19 protein-coding genes are annotated in these 17,216 nt (G+C 71.2%); 13 read left to right on the top strand and 6 right to left on the bottom strand.

The annotated features are described in order from the left end of the window. Positions 1–4: 4 nt before the first annotated feature. The 3 genes from ACFWNN_RS26870 (at position 5) to ACFWNN_RS26860 (ending at position 2,899) form a co-directional block, all read left to right on the top strand. Positions 5–778, top strand: coding sequence for a three-helix bundle dimerization domain-containing protein (locus ACFWNN_RS26870; RefSeq protein ID WP_382442694.1), 774 nt, complete (start codon positions 5–7; stop codon positions 776–778). A gap of 46 nt (positions 779–824) precedes the next feature. Continuing rightward, positions 825–1,847: an LLM class flavin-dependent oxidoreductase gene (locus ACFWNN_RS26865; protein ID WP_382442693.1), complete on the top strand. Its 1,023-nt coding sequence runs from the start codon at positions 825–827 to the stop codon at positions 1,845–1,847. A gap of 92 nt (positions 1,848–1,939) precedes the next feature. Continuing rightward, positions 1,940–2,899: a hypothetical protein gene (locus tag ACFWNN_RS26860; protein WP_382442692.1), complete on the top strand. Its 960-nt coding sequence runs from the start codon at positions 1,940–1,942 to the stop codon at positions 2,897–2,899. A gap of 34 nt (positions 2,900–2,933) precedes the next feature. Here the strand turns inward: ACFWNN_RS26860 and ACFWNN_RS26855 are convergent, their stop codons facing one another. Next, entirely contained in the window at positions 2,934–3,695 is a 762-nt protein-coding gene (locus ACFWNN_RS26855; protein ID WP_382442691.1) for an NYN domain-containing protein, read from the bottom strand. Positions 3,696–3,820: 125 nt separating this feature from the next. Between ACFWNN_RS26855 and ACFWNN_RS26850 the strand changes: the two genes are divergently transcribed. The 4 genes from ACFWNN_RS26850 (at position 3,821) to ACFWNN_RS26835 (ending at position 7,433) form a co-directional block, all read left to right on the top strand. Beyond that, positions 3,821–4,213 (top strand): hypothetical protein, encoded by a 393-nt coding sequence (locus tag ACFWNN_RS26850; RefSeq protein ID WP_382442690.1) that lies wholly within the window; start codon positions 3,821–3,823, stop codon positions 4,211–4,213. Next, positions 4,213–5,058 carry a hypothetical protein gene (locus tag ACFWNN_RS26845; RefSeq protein ID WP_382442689.1) on the top strand — a complete coding sequence of 282 codons (846 nt, stop codon included), beginning with the start codon at positions 4,213–4,215 and terminating at the stop codon, positions 5,056–5,058. Before ACFWNN_RS26850 ends, ACFWNN_RS26845 begins: the two co-directional genes overlap by 1 nt. A 67-nt stretch (positions 5,059–5,125) precedes the next feature. Next, entirely contained in the window at positions 5,126–6,514 is a 1,389-nt protein-coding gene (locus ACFWNN_RS26840) for a flavin monoamine oxidase family protein (protein ID WP_382442688.1), read from the top strand. Between the two features lie 28 nt (positions 6,515–6,542). Beyond that, positions 6,543–7,433: a TetR family transcriptional regulator C-terminal domain-containing protein gene (locus tag ACFWNN_RS26835; RefSeq protein ID WP_382442687.1), complete on the top strand. Its 891-nt coding sequence runs from the start codon at positions 6,543–6,545 to the stop codon at positions 7,431–7,433. Here the strand turns inward: ACFWNN_RS26835 and ACFWNN_RS26830 are convergent. Then, positions 7,369–8,004 carry a TetR/AcrR family transcriptional regulator gene (locus tag ACFWNN_RS26830; RefSeq protein WP_382442686.1) on the bottom strand — a complete coding sequence of 212 codons (636 nt, stop codon included), beginning with the start codon at positions 8,002–8,004 and terminating at the stop codon, positions 7,369–7,371. The genes ACFWNN_RS26835 and ACFWNN_RS26830 overlap by 65 nt on opposite strands. A 17-nt stretch (positions 8,005–8,021) precedes the next feature. Next, positions 8,022–9,194: an oxygenase MpaB family protein gene (locus ACFWNN_RS26825; RefSeq protein WP_382442685.1), complete on the bottom strand. Its 1,173-nt coding sequence runs from the start codon at positions 9,192–9,194 to the stop codon at positions 8,022–8,024. A 153-nt stretch (positions 9,195–9,347) separates the two neighbouring features. On the opposite strand from ACFWNN_RS26825, the gene ACFWNN_RS26820 reads away from it, so the two are divergent. Then, entirely contained in the window at positions 9,348–9,827 is a 480-nt protein-coding gene (locus ACFWNN_RS26820) for an RrF2 family transcriptional regulator (RefSeq protein WP_382442728.1), read from the top strand. Here ACFWNN_RS26820 and ACFWNN_RS26815 read toward each other — a convergent pair. After that, a complete protein-coding gene (locus tag ACFWNN_RS26815; RefSeq protein ID WP_382442684.1) occupies positions 9,824–10,504 on the bottom strand; it encodes an epimerase in 681 nt (226 codons plus the stop codon). The two genes, ACFWNN_RS26820 and ACFWNN_RS26815, sit on opposite strands and share 4 nt — an antisense overlap. Positions 10,505–10,597: 93 nt before the next feature. On the opposite strand from ACFWNN_RS26815, the gene ACFWNN_RS26810 reads away from it, so the two are divergent. Then, positions 10,598–11,191 carry a DedA family protein gene (locus ACFWNN_RS26810; RefSeq protein ID WP_382442683.1) on the top strand — a complete coding sequence of 198 codons (594 nt, stop codon included), beginning with the start codon at positions 10,598–10,600 and terminating at the stop codon, positions 11,189–11,191. A 4-nt stretch (positions 11,192–11,195) separates the two neighbouring features. Here ACFWNN_RS26810 and ACFWNN_RS26805 read toward each other — a convergent pair whose 3' ends face one another. Further along, complete coding sequence (locus ACFWNN_RS26805; protein WP_382442727.1) at positions 11,196–12,128, bottom strand: DMT family transporter; 933 nt, start codon at positions 12,126–12,128, stop codon at positions 11,196–11,198. An 89-nt stretch (positions 12,129–12,217) separates the two neighbouring features. Between ACFWNN_RS26805 and ACFWNN_RS26800 the strand changes: the two genes are divergently transcribed. Beyond that, positions 12,218–12,772, top strand: a complete 555-nt coding sequence (locus ACFWNN_RS26800; RefSeq protein WP_382442682.1) for a CGNR zinc finger domain-containing protein — start codon at positions 12,218–12,220, stop codon at positions 12,770–12,772. Positions 12,773–12,889: 117 nt separating this feature from the next. Here the strand turns inward: ACFWNN_RS26800 and ACFWNN_RS26795 are convergent, their stop codons facing one another. Next, the gene (locus tag ACFWNN_RS26795; RefSeq protein WP_382442681.1) at positions 12,890–14,305 is read right to left on the bottom strand and encodes an aldehyde dehydrogenase family protein; all 1,416 of its coding nucleotides are present in this window, start codon (positions 14,303–14,305) and stop codon (positions 12,890–12,892) included. Positions 14,306–14,371: 66 nt separating this feature from the next. On the opposite strand from ACFWNN_RS26795, the gene ACFWNN_RS26790 reads away from it, so the two are divergent. From ACFWNN_RS26790 to ACFWNN_RS26780, 3 genes are all read left to right on the top strand, one after another. Next, positions 14,372–14,968 carry a TetR/AcrR family transcriptional regulator gene (locus ACFWNN_RS26790; RefSeq protein WP_382442680.1) on the top strand — a complete coding sequence of 199 codons (597 nt, stop codon included), beginning with the start codon at positions 14,372–14,374 and terminating at the stop codon, positions 14,966–14,968. A 103-nt stretch (positions 14,969–15,071) separates the two neighbouring features. Continuing rightward, positions 15,072–16,283 (top strand): cytochrome P450, encoded by a 1,212-nt coding sequence (locus tag ACFWNN_RS26785; RefSeq protein ID WP_382442679.1) that lies wholly within the window; start codon positions 15,072–15,074, stop codon positions 16,281–16,283. A 29-nt stretch (positions 16,284–16,312) separates the two neighbouring features. Then, positions 16,313–17,134, top strand: coding sequence for an SAM-dependent methyltransferase (locus tag ACFWNN_RS26780; protein ID WP_382442678.1), 822 nt, complete (start codon positions 16,313–16,315; stop codon positions 17,132–17,134). The last annotated feature ends 82 nt before the right edge of the window (positions 17,135–17,216 follow it).

The following is a 17,216-nucleotide window of genomic DNA, read 5'->3' as shown; positions in this document are numbered from 1 at the left end:
TGCCGTGACGACCACGGCGGAGGTTGTGAGCCAGGCCGACGCGCGGATTCGGCGCCTTGAGTCGCGGCTGGTGCGCGAGTTCGGGGACGTGCCGCCGAGTCTCGTGCACGAGTGGATCGAACGGGCTCGGGCCAGGTTCGGGAGCGCGCGGGTGCAGGAGTTCGTGCCCCTGTTCGTGGCTCGGGAGGTGCGGGCCTCGGCGAAGGCGTTTCCGGTGGAGGCGCAGGAGAGCTCGTTTCTCGCCACCTGGGCCCGGAACACCGCTCGCCGGCTGCTGGCGCCGGAGCTGCCCAAGAGGTGGGCTCACACGGCCGGGGTGGCGCGGCGGGCCGAGCGGGTGGCTCGGGTGTTGCCCGAGGACGAACGCGAGTTGCTCGTGGCGGCCGCCTGGGTGCACGACATCGGGTACGCGGCCGAGGTGAAGGACACCGGGCTGCACTCGTTGGACGGGGCGCGCTACCTGCGCAGGGCCGGGGTGTCCGAGCGGGTCTGCGCGCTGGTGGCGCACCACTCCGGGGCCGCGGCGGTCGCGGAGCTGGTCGGGCTCGCGGACGAGCTGGGGGAGTTCCCGGACAACCGGGGGCGCCTGCGGGACGCGCTCTGGTACTGCGACATGAGCACCGGGCCGGACGGGCAGCCCACGACGGTGCAGGGCCGGTTGCAGGAGATCCGGCAGCGGCGCGGGCCGGACGACCCGGTGGTCAAGGCGCTCGCGATCAACGAGGACGAGCGGCTGGCGGCCGTCCGGCGGACGCATCGCCTGCTCAAGCGCACGTGACGGACGCCGCTCGCAATTAGTTGAATATTGAACTATCTTCTAGGGCATGAAGAAGATCGGTTTTCTGTCGTTCGGGCACTGGACGGACAGCCCGCACTCGCAGACGCGGTCGGCGGGCGACGTGCTGAGGCAGTCGATCGACCTGGCCGTGGCGGCGGAGGAGCTCGGCGCGGACGGGGCGTACTTCCGGGTGCACCACTTCGCCCGGCAGCTCGCGTCGCCGTTCCCGCTGCTCGCGGCGATCGGGGCGAAGACCGAGCGCATCGAGATCGGCACCGGCGTGATCGACATGCGCTACGAGAACCCGATGTACATGGTCGAGGACGCAGGCTCCGCCGACCTCATCGCGGGCGGCAGGCTGCAGCTCGGCATCTCGCGGGGATCGCCCGAGCAGGTCATCGACGGCTGGCGGCACTTCGGTTACGGGCCCGCTGAGGGGCAGACCGACGCCGACATGGCGCGCATGCACACCGAGCTGTTCCTGAAGGTGCTGGAAGGCGGCGGGTTCGCGGAGCCGAACCCCCGGCCCATGTTCCCGAACCCGCCAGGGCTGCTGCGCCTCGAGCCGCACTCGCCGGGCCTGCGCGACCGCATCTGGTGGGGCGCGGGCTCCAACGGCACGGCGGTGTGGGCGGCGAAGCAGGGCATGAACCTGATGAGCTCCACGCTCAAGTTCGACGAGGGCGGCGCGCCGTTCCACGTCCAGCAGGCAGACCAGATCAGGGCGTTCCGCAAGGCCTGGACCGAGGCAGGCTGGGAGCACGAGCCGCGGGTCTCGGTGTCGCGCAGCATCTTCGCGCTGACCACGGACCTCGACCGCATGTACTTCGGCGGCGACGGCAAGAGCAGCGACTCGATCGGGTTCATCGACGGACCGCAGAAGGCGATCTTCGGCCGGTCCTACGCGGCCGAGCCCGAGCTCCTGGTGAAGCAGCTCGCGGAGGACGAGGCGATCGCCGAGGCCGACACGCTGCTGCTGACGGTGCCGAACCAGCTCGGCGTCGACTTCAACGCGCACGTCCTGGAGAACATCCTCGTGCACGTCGCTCCGGCGCTCGGGTGGCGCTGACGGCCGTGCGGCACCGCTAGGCGGTGTCCGGCAATTCCGTCGCCCGCGCCTCCCACCTAACGGAATTGCCAGACACCGCCTAGGGTCCGGCCATGGAAGATCAGCGTTCTCCGCTGGCCGGGCTCCGGTACGCACCTGCGGCGCGGCGGCTCTGGCGCTGGGTCGACGCGCCGCAGGACGCCGAGGTCGCCGACTTCGTGGCCCACCAGGCCGGGCTCGACGAGGAGGCGCGCGGACGGCTGCGGGCCGGGCTGACCGAGGACGACCTCTACACGCTGATCACGTTCGCTCGCAGGTCGGCGCTCGCGACGCTGCGCACGGCGGACCCGTCGCACGTGTTCGCCGCCTTCGAGGCGCTGGCCGTGATCGACCTGGAGCAGCTCGACTGGCGCGACGTGAGCTGGGCGGCGTCCGTCGTCGGCTACGCGGGGCAACGGGTCGGGGTCGCGCAGGTGGCCGCGTCGGCGGCGGCCGGCCGTGCGGACGGCGAGACCGGCGACCTGCTGCTCGACGCGGTCTCCGAGGAGATCGACCTCCAGGGCGACTGGGGGATGACCGAGGTGCGCACCGATGACGGTGTGGTGCTGTTCCAGTCCGAGGGCGGGCGCGGCATGGTCGTCGCCGACCTGGGGCCGAGGGCGCTCGGCATCGCCGCCGTGCTCGAAGCCGACCGCTACCCGCACGCCGAGATCACCGTCGGTGCCGGCCTGCACCAGGAGTGGCTCGACGAGACGGACGACTACGCGATGCGGGCGCTCCGGGCGGTGACCGGGGTGATCAGCGTGCACGCCGACCCCGAACCGGACGCCGACGGGCGGACCGTCCACTTCGTCCTCGTCTACCTGGCCGAGGCCGCTACCGCCCAGGACGCCGCGGCGATCGCGGCGGCCGCCACGGCGGCGTCGACGCCGAGCGCCGTTACGTTCGGCATCGCGAACGACCGCCGCTGCGGTGTGCTGATCGGCCGCACGACGATGTCCGGCGCGACCCCGCTGGAGGACGAGCGGTCGATCACGAGGTTTCACACCGCGCTCGCCGACCACCTCCGCTAGCAAGCTCTGTGGCTTCAGTGTTGACCGAAAGAAGTCACCGGCGGCGGTCCTTGACGTAGACCGCCGACTGCTTGCCCTCGCCGTGACCGCGGCGGTCGACCTCGAACAACGTCGTCGCCGTGATCAGGTCGCTGAGCTTCGAGTAGCCGTACGTGCGGGAGTCGAACTCGGGTCGCTGCTTGGTGATGATGCTGCCGACGGCCGACAGCGACGCCCACCCGTCGTCGTCCGACGCCGCCTCGACGGCGTTGCGCAGCAGCTTGACCAGCGTCGTGTCGCCCTTGAGCTGGGCCGCGGCGGCGACCGGCTTGCGCACCAGCGGCGTCTCGGCCGGCACCTCCGCCTCGGGCGAGACGAGGTTCTCGACGTAGACGAACTTGTCGCAGGCCGCGACGAACGGCTTGGGCGTCTTGCGCTCGCCGAAGCCGTACACCGTGAGGCCCGACTCGCGCAGGCGGGCGGCGAGCCGGGTGAAGTCCGAGTCGCTCGACACGATGCAGAACCCGTCGAAGCGGTCGGAGTACAGCAGGTCCATCGCGTCGATGACCATCGCCGCGTCGGTGGCGTTCTTGCCGGTCGTGTACGCGAACTGCTGGATCGGCTGGATCGACTGGGCCAGCAGGTGGTCCTTCCAGCCCTTCAGGCTCGTGCCGGTCCAGTCGCCGTACGCGCGTTTGACGTGCGCGGTCCCGTACTTGGCGATCTCGGCGAGCAACGCCTCGGTGATCGAGGGCTGGGCGTTGTCCGCGTCGATCAGCACCGCGAGCTTGACGGGGCTCTCATTGCCAGTGGCCACGGGCGAACGGTAGCCGCACACCGGTTGTGACAACGATCCGACACGATCTCGCAAAGCAACACGAACGCCCTGCTCCCGCATTACGGTGGTGACGGCAATAGGGCGTGAGAGAGGCGGAACCGGGCGTGACGTCCTGGGTCGAAGTGATCAACTATGTCCGGGTGCGCTACGAGGTGCTGGAGGAGACCGACGACTGGCTGCGCTTCCGCCTCGAGACCGACGGCGAGCGCACGCAGCAGGTCTCCGTGCACCACGTGAGCGATCTCGGTGGCGCCGCGTGGGTGGAGATCTCCTCCCCGGTGGGCCGGGCGGACGACGTGGACCTGCGCCGGTTCCTCGAGTTCGCGGGCGAGCCGCAGGTCGGCGGGGCCGCCGTGGTGGACGGGCTCGCGCTGCTCAAGCACGTGGTGCCGCTGGAGGACCTGAGCGTGCGGGAGGAGTTCGAACGGCCGCTCGCGCTGCTGGTCAGCCGTGCGGACGCGATCGAGCACGAACTGACGAGCCGCGACCACTTCTAGTGGCCAGTGCCTCGGCCTGGGCCGAGCAGCAGGTGGCGGCGGTCCGCGACGACCCCGCCGGGCGCCTCGCGTTGATGGAACGCTGCTACAGCGGACCGTTCGGGCAGGCGCCGCGGCACCTGCCGTTCCGCCGGGCCGCGCGGTCGTTCCTGCGCTGGCAGCTCGCGCGGGGCGTGCTGCGGCCGGGGTCGGGGAGTCCGTGGTGGCGGGCGGTCAACGAACGCATCCTGCGCGACGGTTGCGAGGCGGTCGGCCTGACCGGTGGTCTGGCCGGCCCGCCCTCGTCGCGCACGGCGGCGGACTGGCTGGCGTTCGCGCTCGAACCCACGGCGCGGGCCTGGTACCGGGCGCACAACGGCAGCGTGGTCGCCGCCTACCTGGAGCACCGGGCGCTGGCGGAGCAGGAGAACGAGCCGGAGCGGTTCTTCCTGAACGTGGTCCTGTGCCGGGTGCTCTACACGCACGCGCTGGTGGCGGCGCCGCGGCTCTCGCTGGGCTGGTTGCGCGGGCTCGCACCGGTGCTCGGCGACCCCCGCCTGGGCATGACGGGGATCTTCCTGCAGCTCTCGCGGGTGCTGCCGGCCCAGTACCCGCTGGACGACGAGGTCGCCTACTACCTGGCGCAGGAGCACGGGTTCGCCCGGCTCGTCGACTTCGGCATGATCGTGCCGCGGCTGGAGCGGCTCTACGAGTGGTCGGCGGCCGACCTCGGCGCTCCCGGGCTGCTCGACTGCGTGCGGGACGGGGCGCTGACGTACGCGTGGCGGTTCGAGGACCGGCACGTCTGGGACCCGCCGCGGTCGATGGTTCTGCCGCTGATACATCGGTTGTTGCCACCCCGGTAGGTCCGAGCAATCGCAATTCTTCGCCGAAATCTTGACTCCCGAGTCAATGTTGCCCAGGGTGTGCGGCGTGACTGAAGTGGAGCAGCGCTCGGCCGACGTCGTGGTCGTCGGCGCGGGCTACGCGGGGCTGGCGGCGGCGACGCGCCTGGCGTCCGCCGGACTGGACGTCGTCGTGCTGGAGGCCGGGGACCGCGTGGGCGGCCGGGCGTTCAGCGAGGTGCTGCCGTCCGGGGTCCGGGTCGACCACGGCGCGCAGTGGATCGGGCCGTCGCAGAAGCGGTTCCACGACCTCGCGGCGCGGTTCGGCTGCACGACGTTCCCCACCTGGGAGACCGGGCAGCACGTCGAGGTCTGGCACGACGGCACGCGCACCGAGTACTCGGCCGCGGAGCCCAACCCCGGGCCGGGGATCGCCGAGTACCGGCGGGTGACCGAGACGCTCGACGAGCTGGCGCGGACCGTCGACCTGGACGAGCCGTGGCGCACGCCGAGGTTCGAGGAGTTCGACGCGCAGTCCGCCGAGGACTTCTTCCTGCGGCAGACCCACGACGGCGACGCGCAGCGCAGGCTGGCGCTCGCCGTGCAGGGCGTGTGGTGTTGCGAGCCGAGGGAGATCTCGTTCTTCCACGTGCTGTTCTACCTCGCGTCGGCGGGTGGGTTCGAGCAGCTGATGGAGACCTCGGGTTGTGCGCAGGACTCCCGTTTCACCGACGGCGCGGACGCTCTCGCGGTGGCGATGGCGGCGGCGCTGCCCGGTGGGGTGCGGCTCGGCGAGCCCGTGCTGACGGTCCGGCACTCCGCGCAGGGCGTGGAAGCCGTGACGGACAAGGGGATCGTGCGGGCGAGACGGGTGATCGTGACCGTGCCGCCGGCCGCCGTGGGACGGATCGGGTTCGAGCCCGCGCTGCCGATGGCGCGCCGCGGCTGGGCGGGGCACACGCCGATGGGCCGGGTCGCGAAGATCCACGCGGTGTTCGAGGAACCGTTCTGGCGCAAGAAGGACCGCTCCGGCATCGCCACGCTGTTCAGCCGCAGCCCGGTCGGTGTCGTGTTCGACAACTCGCCGGAGGACGGCTCGCGCGGCGTGCTGGTCGCGTTCGTCTACGGCGACCGGGTGGACCGCTGGATCGCCGCGCCCGACTCGACGCGCCGCGCGGACGTGCTGGAGGCGCTCGGCGAGGTGGCCGGGCCGCGGGCGCGCATGCCGATCGACTACGTCGAGATGGCGTGGTCCGAGGACGGCTGGACGATGGGCGGGTACGAGTGCTTCGTGACGCCCGGCGGCTGGGCCGAGTACGGCGAGCACGGCTGGCGGCGCGCGACCGGCAGCGTGCACTGGGCGGGCAGCGAGACGGCGTCGGTGTGGAACGGGTACGTCGACGGCGCGATCACGTCCGGGGAACGGGCCGCGGACGAGGTGATGGCCGCGCTGAAGATTCCCGGACAACCGGCGTGAGCGGTGCCGCGCTGCCATACTGACCGCGATGACCAGCACAGACGGCCTCGCCTCCCGTGTGCGCACGGCGCTGCGGGCGGCCACGCTGTCGCAGCGTGCGCTGGCCGGCCGCATCGGGATGGACCCGACGGCGTTGTCGAAGTCGTTGCGCGGCACGCGGAGGTTGCGGGACGAGGAGATCGCGGCGATCGCGCGGGCGTGCGGGGTCGGCGTCGCCTACCTCACGACCGGGACGGGACCGGAACCCGTTGTGCCGCAGGACGTGCGTGACCGCGCGCTGGCGGCACCGGACCGGCGGGACCAGATCCTCGCGGCCGCCACGGCGTTGATCGCCCGGCGCGGCTACCACAACGTGCGGGTCGCGGACATCGCCCGGCAGTGCGGCACCAGCACCGCGACCGTCCACTACCACTTCCCGACCAAGGAGGCGGCTCTGAACGGCGCGCTGGAGTACTACGCCGGCACGTTCCGCGCCCGCGTGGAACGGGAGTTCGGCCAGGCCACGTCGGTGCGCGACAAGCTGCGGCGCCTGGTCGAGGTGCAGCTGCCGGTGGGCGCCGACGACATCGACGAGTGGTCGGTGTGGGTGCAGTTCTGGGGTCAGGCGATGTTGCAACCGCGGCTGCGCCCGGCCCAGCGGCGGGTCTACTCGGAGTGGCGCGGGGTGGTCGTGGCGCTGCTGCACGAATGCCGTGCCGAGGGACTGTCCCCGGACGCCGACGTCGAGGCGCTGGCCGACCGGTTCACGGCGCTGGTCGACGGGCTCGCGATCCAGATCCTGGCGGGGTCGACCGAGATGGCGCCGGACCGGATGCGGGAGTTGCTGCTGCGGGCGTTCGAACCGGACCTGGTGCTCACAGATCGCCCGCGAGCAACCGGCTCACGGCGTCCGCGTGCCGGTCGATCTCCTTCTGCGTGAACGGTGCGTCGCCGAACAGGCGCCGGGTCATGCCTTCGTTGGTGTACGGGGCAGCGCCGCCGGTCGTGATCAGGTAGTAGAGCGTCGGCAGCGGCACGTGGTCGAGCTTGCCCGCGTCGACGAGCTCGGTGAACGCGGGCGTGAACGCGTCGAGCATGGGCCGCACGAAGTGTTCGAGCAGGTGGTCGAGCCGTTCGCTGGGTTGCCGGGCCTCGTTGCTCATGATCGCGCCGAGGTCGGGGTTGCGGGCGGAGAAGCCGACGAACGTGCGGATCATGGTGCGCAGCCGTGCGCCGGGGTCCGCGTCGTGCACGTCGGACTCGGCGACGAGGGCCACGACGTTGCCGAAACCCCAGTCGACGGCGGCGTACCAGACGCCCTCCTTCGAGCCGAACCGTTGGTGCAGCACGTTGTGGCTGACGCCGAGCACGCGGTTGAGGTCGCGAATGGACACTCCGTGGAAGCCCTGCGCGGCGAACGCCCGCAGCGCCGCCGCGAGGATCTCCTCGGTCGACGCCGGGGCCGTCCCCCTGCGGGGGCGGCCTGGACGGCGTGGGGTCTCCTCCGGCATGACCCGGATCCTACTGATCACGCGGCGGCGTTGTGCTCGTAGCCGGTGGGGGAGTCGGGCGCGGTCGTCCGCTGCCGCGCGAAGTCGATGTTCCTGCGCTGTTCCTCCTGCCACGCCACGGGGTCGGCGCGCAGCTTGGCGCGTTTCCTCGCGATGACCGGTACCGCCGCCGCCACGAGCCGGTCGGCGAGTCGTCCTTCCGGGACGGACAACTCCCCGCTGAGCTCCCGCCCGTGGATCCGGCGGGTCAGCGCCCGCAACGCCGCCGTCGCCGCTGCCGGTGGCACGTTCTGCAGTTCGTGGAGGCGTTCCGCGACCGCGGCGATCGTGGCGGCGGTGAGCGTCGAGGCCTGCGGGATCAGCGGTCCCGTGACGGACTGCAGCAGGTCGTCGACCCGCTGGGCCTCCGCGTTGCCCGTGATGCCCTCGACCAGGTTCGGCTCGACGCCCAGCACGTGCGCGACGTACCACCAGTACCGGTACAGCGAGTCCTGTTCCTTCGTGGTGATGTCGAAGCCCATCGCCTGCTCGGCCTTGAGGGACGTCAGCGTGAAGTCCATCCACGTGCGGGCCAGGTCGACCTGGTTGATCGGCGCGCCGAACGCGGCCTCGTCGTAGCCGCGGGTGCGGGCGAGCCGGCGCATCGCCGCGTGCAGCAGGCGGACCTGGAGCGTGCCGACGTACCCGGGCTCGCCGCGCCGCATCGAGCCGGGCAGCATCGCGGCGTTGAGCCACTTCCCGGTCTCCTGCAACCGGCGTGGCGCGCCCTCGACCAGCCGTCCGGTCATGTCCAGGACCGTGGAGATCGACGGCGACTGGTAGGTGCGCACGAGCGCGCCCGCCGAGAGCGAGACCGCCGTGACGGCGGCGGGTTTGGTGAAGAACGGCAGCGACCCCTCGTCGAGCAGTGCGTCGTCGACGTACTCGGGCGTGGTCTCGACGTGGTGCAGCAGCGCGGCGACGGCGGGCGGGGGATCGGTGAGCGAGGCGAGGCCGTGCGCGATGCCCTGGTTGAAAGCGACCCGGACGTGCCTGCCCCTTTCGTGGATCTCGTCGATCACGGCATCGGCCGGCGGGTCTCCGGTGAGCAGTGCGGCCTGGAGGAGATCGGCCCGGTCGGCGCCGAACTGAACCTCCACTGTGGAGCGCCGGCTGCGGCGACTGGGCCAGGTGGGTGTGGTGGTGGTCATGCGAGCCCCCGTGTTCGGGTCGCTTTATATGGACAGCTGTCAACATAGCTCGGATATGGACAGCTGTCTATTATTGTGAGGCGACCTGCCTGTTCCGGTGGGGGCCTAAACTTGACGTTGGATGTCCAGGTTCCCTAGCATCGGCCGGTGCGGATGAACCAGGGCGTCGAGTGGGCGGTGCACGTGCTGCTCTCGCTCGCGTGGGTCGACGACGACCGTCCGGTGAGCACCGCCGCGCTCGCCACGAGCTACGACCTTCCTCAGGCGTACCTGCACAAACAGCTCCAGGCGCTGGCCCGTGCGGGCCTGGTCGAGTCGATCCCGGGCGCCCGCGGCGGCTTCCTGCTGGCCCGGCCGGCGGACAAGATCACGCTGATGGACGTCGTCACCGCCATCGAGGGGCCCGAACCCGCGTTCACCTGCACGGAGATCCGTCGCCGCGGCATGGGGGAGGACGCGCCGAAGAGTGCGTTCCGCCGCACGTGCGCGGTGCACGGCGCCATGCAACGCGCCGAGCTCCAGTGGCGTCAGTCGCTGGCCGCGCAGACCATCGCCGACGTCAAGGCCGAGGCCGACGCGCACGCGCCGTCCGCGGCCCGCATCGCCCGCCGCGCCTACGGCCGTGAGGGTTAGGCTTCGCCCGCCAGCCGGTTGATGGCGCCACTGGTGAGGATCCGCTCGCCCCGGCCGTCCATCGTGGACAGTGCGATCATCGCCCTGCCCATCGCGCCGATCGACGTCGTGCTCTCCGGGAAGACTTTCTTGAGCACCGGGTAGAGCCACGACGTGGCGGCGTACACCGCGCGCACCGCCCCGACCCGCGGCTTGACGCCGAACATCGGGCGGATGTAGCCGGGCCGGAACACGTAGGTGTGGAACGGGTACGCCAGCAGCCGCTGCTCGGCACGTGCCTTCACCCGTGCCCACATCAGCTTCGAGTCCGGCGAGGCACTGGCACCCGACACGTAGACGTAGGTGAGCGCGGGATTGAGCGGCAGCAACGCGTCCGCCGCCGCGACGGCGTAGTCGACCGTCACCTTCTCGTAGTCGGACTCGCTCACACCCGCCGACGGCACGCCGATGCAGTAGAAGCACGCGTCCGGTGCGGTGAGGCGCTCGGCGACCGGGCGGAGGTCGGCGAAGTCGTCGTGCAGCACCACGTCCAGCTTCGGGTGGGTGATCTCCAGCGGGCGGCGGCTGATCACCGTCACCTTCTGCACCGACGGGTCCGCCAGGCAGGTGTGCAGGGCGCCCTGACCGACCAGCCCGGTCGCGCCGAGCAGAACGACGTTCGTCAACGGGAACCTCATCGTGTCGAGTTTGGTTAGCCAATCGGCTAACGAACACGCTACCGTGGATGCCCAGGGGCCGCCAACCGGGAGGCCGAGCGGCAGGGAGATCCGATGCAGGCGTGGCTGTCCGAGGTACCGGCGTTCGTCGTGTACCTGGCGGTGTTCTTCCTGATCGGCGGGCAGTTCCTGTGCCTGCCGCTGCCCGGCGGGGTGGTGCTGACGACGGCGGGACTGCTCGCGGTGCAGGGCACGGTGTCGCCGGTGGTCGTCAGCGCGGTCGCGGCGGCCGGGGTCCTCGCGGGCAGTGCCGCGGGCTACCGGCTCGGGGCGCGCGGCGGCCGGGCCGTGCTGGCGCGGCTCGTGGCGCGGTTTCCCCGTGTGCTGCCGGAGAAGCGGGTCGTCGCGACCGAGCGGCTGTTCGAACGCTGGGGTGCGTGGGTCGTCGTGGTGAGCTGCTTCTCCGCGGTGCTGCGGATGATCGCGGCTCCGCTCGCGGGGACGCTCGGCGTGCCGGTGCGGCGGTTCGCGGCGGCGATCACGGTGAGCGCCGTCGCGTGGGCGTTCGGCACGACGCTCGGCATCTACTACGTCGGGCAGGCCGCCGAACAGTGGATCAACGGCCTGTCCCTGGTCGGGCTCGCGATGCTCGTCGTGGTGGCGCTCGCGTCGGTGCCGTCGTGGTTCCGGCGGCGCGCGGAGAGCTGAGGCGTCAGGCGACCGCGGCTGCCGGAACGGGTTCGACCGGTTGACGTTCGGCCCGGACCGACGCGATCCCCGCGAGGATCAGCAGCCCGCCCAGCAGTTGCAACGGCGACAGCGCCTCGCCCAGCAGCAGCCACGCGAACAGCGACGCCGACACGACCTCCAGCAACGCGATGAACGACGCCAGCCGTGACCCGAGGATGCCGGAGGCGGTGATCCCGCTGGCGTAGGCGAGGGCCGTGCCGACGACCGCGACGATCAGCAGCGGCACCCACCAGGCGACCGGCGTGCCGAACAGCGCCACGTCGTCGAACGTCGCGGTGAACGGCAGCAGCCCGAGCCCGCCGATGATCGCCAGGACGGGCGCGGCCAGCAGCAGGCCGGCACCGGCCAGCGCCACCGGCGGCAGGCCGTTGTTGGGGCGCGCGGCGATCACGAAGTACACCGAGCACCCGATGGCGGCGCCGAACGCGGCGAGCAGGCCGAGCGGGTCCACGGCCTGGATCGCGCCGGGGCCGATCACCAGCACGAGACCGCCGACCGCGAGCACCGACCCGATCAGCACGACCGGCGCGGGCGTCTTCCGGCTGACCGCCCAGGTGAACCCGACCAGGATCAGCGGCGCGAGGAACTCGATCAGCAACGCCGTGGCGACCGGGATCCGGGCGATCGCGGCGAAGTAGAGGACCTGGGTGATCGCGACGCCCACCAGCCCCATGCCCAGCACCGGCCAGCGCGCCGCGACCAGCAACGACCAGCGGCCTCTCATCATCACCACGACGAACGGCAACAGCACGAGTCCGGCGGTGAACGCGCGGGCCGTCACGGCCGCGGCCGGCGACCAGCCCGCCTCCAGCAGCGGTTTGACGAACGCTCCGGACGTGCCGAACGAGATGAACGAGATCGCGGCGGCGATCAGGCCCGTGGACTTCGACGGCATCCCCACGCTTGCCTCCCGGCTCGGAGCGGTGTCATGGCCTAACCTGACTGACGCCCCTGACGGTAAGCCGCGCTAGGTAAGGAGTCAATTTGCGTTTTGCCCCTGACACGGAGGAGTCGCTCGCGTTCCTCGTGGCGCTGTGCAACACCGACCCGTCGGCGTCGCGCGGCGGTGACGACGAGCTGGCCACGGTGGAGCACCTCCAGGAGCTGCTCGGCAAGCACTACTACAGCGGGCGCATCGACGGCGACGAGGCGGAACTGGAGGACGTCCACCGCACCCGCGCGCTGCTCAGGCGGGTGTGGTCGCTCGGCCGGGACGACGCGGTCGAGGCCGTCAACAAGATGCTGCGCGACGCCCAGGCGTTGCCCCACCTGGTGCGGCACGACGGCCTCGACTGGCACATGCACGCCACCGAGCCCACCTCGCCGCTCGCCGAACGGATGCGCGTCGAGGCCGCCCTCGCGCTCATCGACGTGATCCGCATGAACGAGATGGCCCGCCTGCGGGTGTGCGAGGCGGACGACTGCGAGGGGCTGCTGCTCGACCTGTCGCGCAACGGCCTCAAGCGGTTCTGCACGGTCCGGTGCGGCAACCGGATGAACATGATCGCCTTCCGGGAGCGCCGCGCCACCGAATCCTGAGCACTCCGCATGCCGCTGAGGCCGCGTTGTCGATCGCCGCGGAGATGGTCGCGGTGCGCGGTGGTGGCACCGGACTGCCGTTGGACGGCCTGTCCGGTCCCCTCCACGGAGCCGCGGTCAGCCTCGGCGCATGAGCGCCTGCGCGAGCTTGCGGCCCAGGTCGTGGAACGGCGGCTGCGCCAGGCGGAGCGTGTCGAGCAGGAGTGGCTTGCGCAGCACCGGCTTCAGGTGCGAGAAGGCCTGCCACGAGTAGGTGCCGTGGTAGGCGCCCATCCCGCTGGCGCCGACCCCGCCGAACGGCAGCCCGGCCGCCGCCACGTGCACCAGCCCGGCGTCGTGCACGACCGCGCCGGACGACGTGCGCTCCTCGAACAGTCGGCGTGTGCGGGCCGACGACGAGAAGACGTACAGCGCCAGCGGTTTGTCCCAGCCGGTCACCAGGTCGACCGCGTCCTCGACCGAGTCGACGGCGACGATCGGCAGCACCGGGCCGAAGATCTCCTCCCGCAGCACGGGATGCGAGGCGTCCGGGCCGATCGCCGCGGTGCCGCTCAGCGTCACGACCGTCGGCGCGAGGTACCGCTCGGCCCGGTCGTGCTCGCCGCCGACGACCACGTTCGTGCCGTCCAGCAACGACACGAGCCGGTCGAACTGCCGCTCGTTCACGATCCGGCCGTAGTCGGCGCTCGACCGGGGATCGTCGCCCCACAGGTCGGCGATCGCCCGGCGGCACGCCTCGACCAGCGCGGGCACCCGGTCCGGTGTGGTCAGCACGTAGTCCGGCGCCACGCACGTCTGGCCGGCGTTGGTGAACTTCGCCCACACCAGCCTGCGCGCGGCGGCGTCGACGTGCGCGTCGTCGTCGAACCAGGCCGGTGACTTGCCGCCGAGCTCCAGCGTCACGGGGGTCAGGTGCTCGGCCGCCGCGCGCATCACGATCCGCCCGACCGTGCCGCTGCCGGTGAACACGATGTGGTCGAACCGCTGCGCCAGCAGGTCCGTCGTCTCGGGCACGGCGCCCTCGACCACGCGCACGGCACCGTCGCGGAAGTACCGCGGCACGAGCCTCGCCATCAACGCCGACGTCGCCGGCGCGAGCTCGCTCGGCTTGAGCACGGCCGTGTTGCCCGCCGCCAGCACGCCGACGAGCGGGGCGAGCAGGAGCAGGACCGGGTAATTCCACGGCGCGATCACCAGCACCACGCCCAGCGGTTCGGAGACGAGCTTCGCCTTCGCTGGCCACAGGACCATCGGCACCGGGCCACGCCGGGGACGGGTCCACCTCCGCAGGTGGCGCAGCGTGTGGCTGATCTCCGCCAGCACCACGCTGATCTCGGTCAGCTGCGCCTCGCCCGCACTCTTGTGCAGGTCCTCGTGCAGCGCGGCCTCGAACGCGGCCTCGTTCTCGACGAGCATGGCGCGCATCGCCCTGAGGCTCGCGGCGCGCACTGCAGGGGAGCGGGTGGCACCGGAGTCGAAGACCTCGCGCGCGGCGGACACGACCGCGGGGATGTCGGCTGTCGTCGTGGACATGCGCCCACCGTACACCAATACGAAAGGGATCCTTTTCGTTTCTCTCGGCCTGTAGACTTCACCGCGATGACCACGAAGGACGCGGCACAGGGACGCCCCAAAGATCCTCGGGTGGACGCGGCCCTGATCAGCGCGGCGATCGAGGTCCTGACCGAGTCCGGCTGGGCCGCCTTCACCACGACCGCCGTCGCGAAGCGCGCCGGCGCCTCGACCGCGTCGCTCTACCGCCGCTGGCCGTCCAAACAGGCGCTTGCCGGAGCCGTCGCCCGGCACATCGCCCAGGCTGAGCTGTCCGGCATCGACACCGGGTCGCTCGAAGGCGACCTGCGGGAGCTGCTGGAGCGCAAGCGGCAGATCCTCGAGACCGCGACCGGTCCCGCGTTGCTCTCGCTCATGGGCCAGGCCGCGCACGACCCCGAACTGCGGCAGATCCTGCACGACGACGTGTACCTCGCCGTCCGCGAACAGCTCGGCGCACTCATCGCCGCCGCCGTGCGCGCGGGCGAGCTGCCCCGTGAGGTCGATCCCGCCCAGACGGACGTGCTGACCCTCGTGCTGATCGGAACCGCGTTGGCCCGTTCGGTCTTCGTCGTCCCGTCCGAACGCGACGCCGAGCTCCAGATGCTGCTCGGCGTGATCATCGGCGCCACCGCGCAGGCCTGACCGCCCATCGCCCACGAGCCTTGCATCGCTCGAACACGCGTGCTTAGTATGACAATTAGTCATACGGGGCGTCGGGGGGCGTTCACCGAGGTGAGGGGCGAGGATGACAGACCTGTCGGCGCCACCGGACAACGGCGCACCACGGCTGACTTTCGCGGACGGCGGCACCGCCGTCTTCAGCTGGCTCAAGCACATGCGCGACGAGCAACCCGCGTGGTTCGACGAGTCGAACGGGACGTGGAGCCTCTTCCGCTACGACGACATCGTCCGGGCGTTGCGGGACACCGACGTCTTCTGCTCGGACCCGTCCCGGTCGTTGCCTCCGGAGATCGCGGAGAACGCCGAGGGCAGCATGGTCTCGATCGACCCGCCGCGGCACGGCCGGTTGCGCGGACTCGTGTCGCACGTCTTCACGCCCCGGCTGGTCGAGCAGCTCACCCCGCGCATCGAGCAGATCGTCGAGGACCTGCTCGACCCGGTGCTGGCGGACTCCAGCGGACGGTTCGACCTCGTCGGCGACCTCGCCTACGAGCTGCCGGTGATCGTCATCGGCGAGCTGCTCGGGCTGCCCGCGGCCGACCGCGAGTTCCTGGTGCGCTGCGCCGACGAGTTCTACGCCATCGAGTCCGACGACCCGTTCGACGGCGGCTACATGGAGTCGATGCAGTCCACTTTGGACGAGCTGAACGAGTACATGCTGAGGCACGCCAAGCTGAAGCGCGACCAGCCCGCCGACGACCTGATGACCGCGCTCGCGCTGGCCGAGATCGAGGGTGAGCGGCTGAGCGACCGGGAGATCCGCAACTTCGCCGTGCTGCTGCTGACCGCCGGGCACATCACCACGACCGCGTTGCTGGGCAACACGGTGCTGTCCATGTCGGAGACCCCGGAAGTCATGGCGGACTGGCGGGCGGGCACCGTCGACCCGGCCGCGGTGATGGAGGAGGTGCTGCGCCACCGCAGCCCGTTCACCGAGGTGTACCGGTTCACCACGACCGACGTGGAGATCGGTGGCGCCGTCATCCCCGCCGACCAGCTGGTGCGGGTCTGGCTCGTGTCCGGCAACCGAGACGAACGCCAGTTCGCCGACCCCGACGTGTTCCGGCTGGGCCGCACGACCGGGCGGCACCTCGGGTTCGGCATGGGTATCCACTACTGCCTCGGCGCGGGCCTCGCGCGGGCCGAGACCACCGCCGCGCTGCGCGTGCTCTCCCGGCGCACTCAGGAGATCGCTCCCGTGCGCGACGAGCTCACGTTCTACGACGCCCCGGGAATCTTCTGCCTGCGGGGTCTTCCGGTCACCTTCCACCGCTGACGAACCCACGAGGAAAGCGAGCAGCGTCGATGTCGACTACCGACGGTCAGGCCACCGACGAGAAGTACGACTACAAGGCCGACGAGGACATGCGCACGGACGTGTGGGACGAGAACCTCCACGTCGGGTACTGGTCAGGCGCGGACGACACCAGCGCGGTCGAGGTGGCCACGGACCAGCTCACCGACCTCGTGATCGCCCGCACGCGGATCTCGGCGGGGCAACGGCTGCTCGACGTCGGGTGCGGCCTCGGCAAGCCCGCCCGCAGGGTCGCCGCGCAGGCGGGCGTCTCGGTCGCCGGCATCTCGGACGACCCGGCGCAGGTCAAGCGCGCGACCGAGGCGGCGGACGGTGCGGACGTGCGGTTCGTGCACGCGGACGCGATGGAGCCGCTGCCGTTCGAGGCGGAGGAGTTCGACGCCGCGTGGGCGATCGAGTCGCTCGTGCACATGCCGGACCGGGAGAAGGCGTTCCGCAACATCGCGGCGGTGCTGAAGCCCGGCGCGACGCTGGTGGCCACCGACTTCTTCGAGAACGTGCCGCTCGACGGCGAGCGCAAGGAGGCCGTGGACGCGTTCCTCGGCGTCGCGAGCCTCGGCCCGATCGTGAAGCTCGACGACTACCCGGAGCTGCTGCGCTCGACCGGGTTCGAGCTGGTCGAGTTCGCCGACATCACGGAGAACACCCACCGCACGTACGCGCTGCTGCTGGAGCAGCTGTACGAGAACGAGAAGGACCTGCGCGCCGACCACGGTGACGTCGTGTTCGACGGATTCGTCAAGGCGTTCAAGGGGTGCGCCGAGTCGTTGGTGCCCCGCTACATGCTCTTCGTCGCACGGCGTTCCGCCTAGCCTCAGCGAGCTTCCCGGTCAGACCTGTCCCGCGCGCCCGTTCGGTCGTGCGTCGATGACGCGCGCCTTCATTTCCCCCACA

It is taken from the genome of Lentzea sp. NPDC058450 (genome assembly GCF_042721395.1).
Taxonomy (GTDB): Bacteria; Actinomycetota; Actinomycetes; order Mycobacteriales; family Pseudonocardiaceae; genus Lentzea.
Note: the sequence above shows the minus strand (reverse complement) of the source record. Positions and strands in the feature narration are given on the sequence as shown.

Excerpts from the sequence above, each read along its gene's own strand:
- ACFWNN_RS26865 (WP_382442693.1), top strand. The coding sequence starts at position 825 with ATGAAGAAGATCGGTTTTCTGTCGTTCGGGCACTGGACGGACAGCCCG.
- ACFWNN_RS26860 (WP_382442692.1), top strand. The coding sequence starts at position 1,940 with ATGGAAGATCAGCGTTCTCCGCTGGCCGGGCTCCGGTACGCACCTGCG.
- ACFWNN_RS26835 (WP_382442687.1), top strand. The coding sequence starts at position 6,543 with ATGACCAGCACAGACGGCCTCGCCTCCCGTGTGCGCACGGCGCTGCGG.
- ACFWNN_RS26830 (WP_382442686.1), bottom strand. The coding sequence starts at position 8,004 with ATGCCGGAGGAGACCCCACGCCGTCCAGGCCGCCCCCGCAGGGGGACG.
- ACFWNN_RS26825 (WP_382442685.1), bottom strand. The coding sequence starts at position 9,194 with ATGACCACCACCACACCCACCTGGCCCAGTCGCCGCAGCCGGCGCTCC.
- ACFWNN_RS26820 (WP_382442728.1), top strand. The coding sequence starts at position 9,348 with ATGAACCAGGGCGTCGAGTGGGCGGTGCACGTGCTGCTCTCGCTCGCG.
- ACFWNN_RS26815 (WP_382442684.1), bottom strand. The coding sequence starts at position 10,504 with ATGAGGTTCCCGTTGACGAACGTCGTTCTGCTCGGCGCGACCGGGCTG.
- ACFWNN_RS26810 (WP_382442683.1), top strand. The coding sequence starts at position 10,598 with ATGCAGGCGTGGCTGTCCGAGGTACCGGCGTTCGTCGTGTACCTGGCG.
- ACFWNN_RS26805 (WP_382442727.1), bottom strand. The coding sequence starts at position 12,128 with ATGCCGTCGAAGTCCACGGGCCTGATCGCCGCCGCGATCTCGTTCATC.
- ACFWNN_RS26795 (WP_382442681.1), bottom strand. The coding sequence starts at position 14,305 with ATGTCCACGACGACAGCCGACATCCCCGCGGTCGTGTCCGCCGCGCGC.
- ACFWNN_RS26790 (WP_382442680.1), top strand. The coding sequence starts at position 14,372 with ATGACCACGAAGGACGCGGCACAGGGACGCCCCAAAGATCCTCGGGTG.
- ACFWNN_RS26785 (WP_382442679.1), top strand. The coding sequence starts at position 15,072 with ATGACAGACCTGTCGGCGCCACCGGACAACGGCGCACCACGGCTGACT.
- ACFWNN_RS26780 (WP_382442678.1), top strand. The coding sequence starts at position 16,313 with ATGTCGACTACCGACGGTCAGGCCACCGACGAGAAGTACGACTACAAG.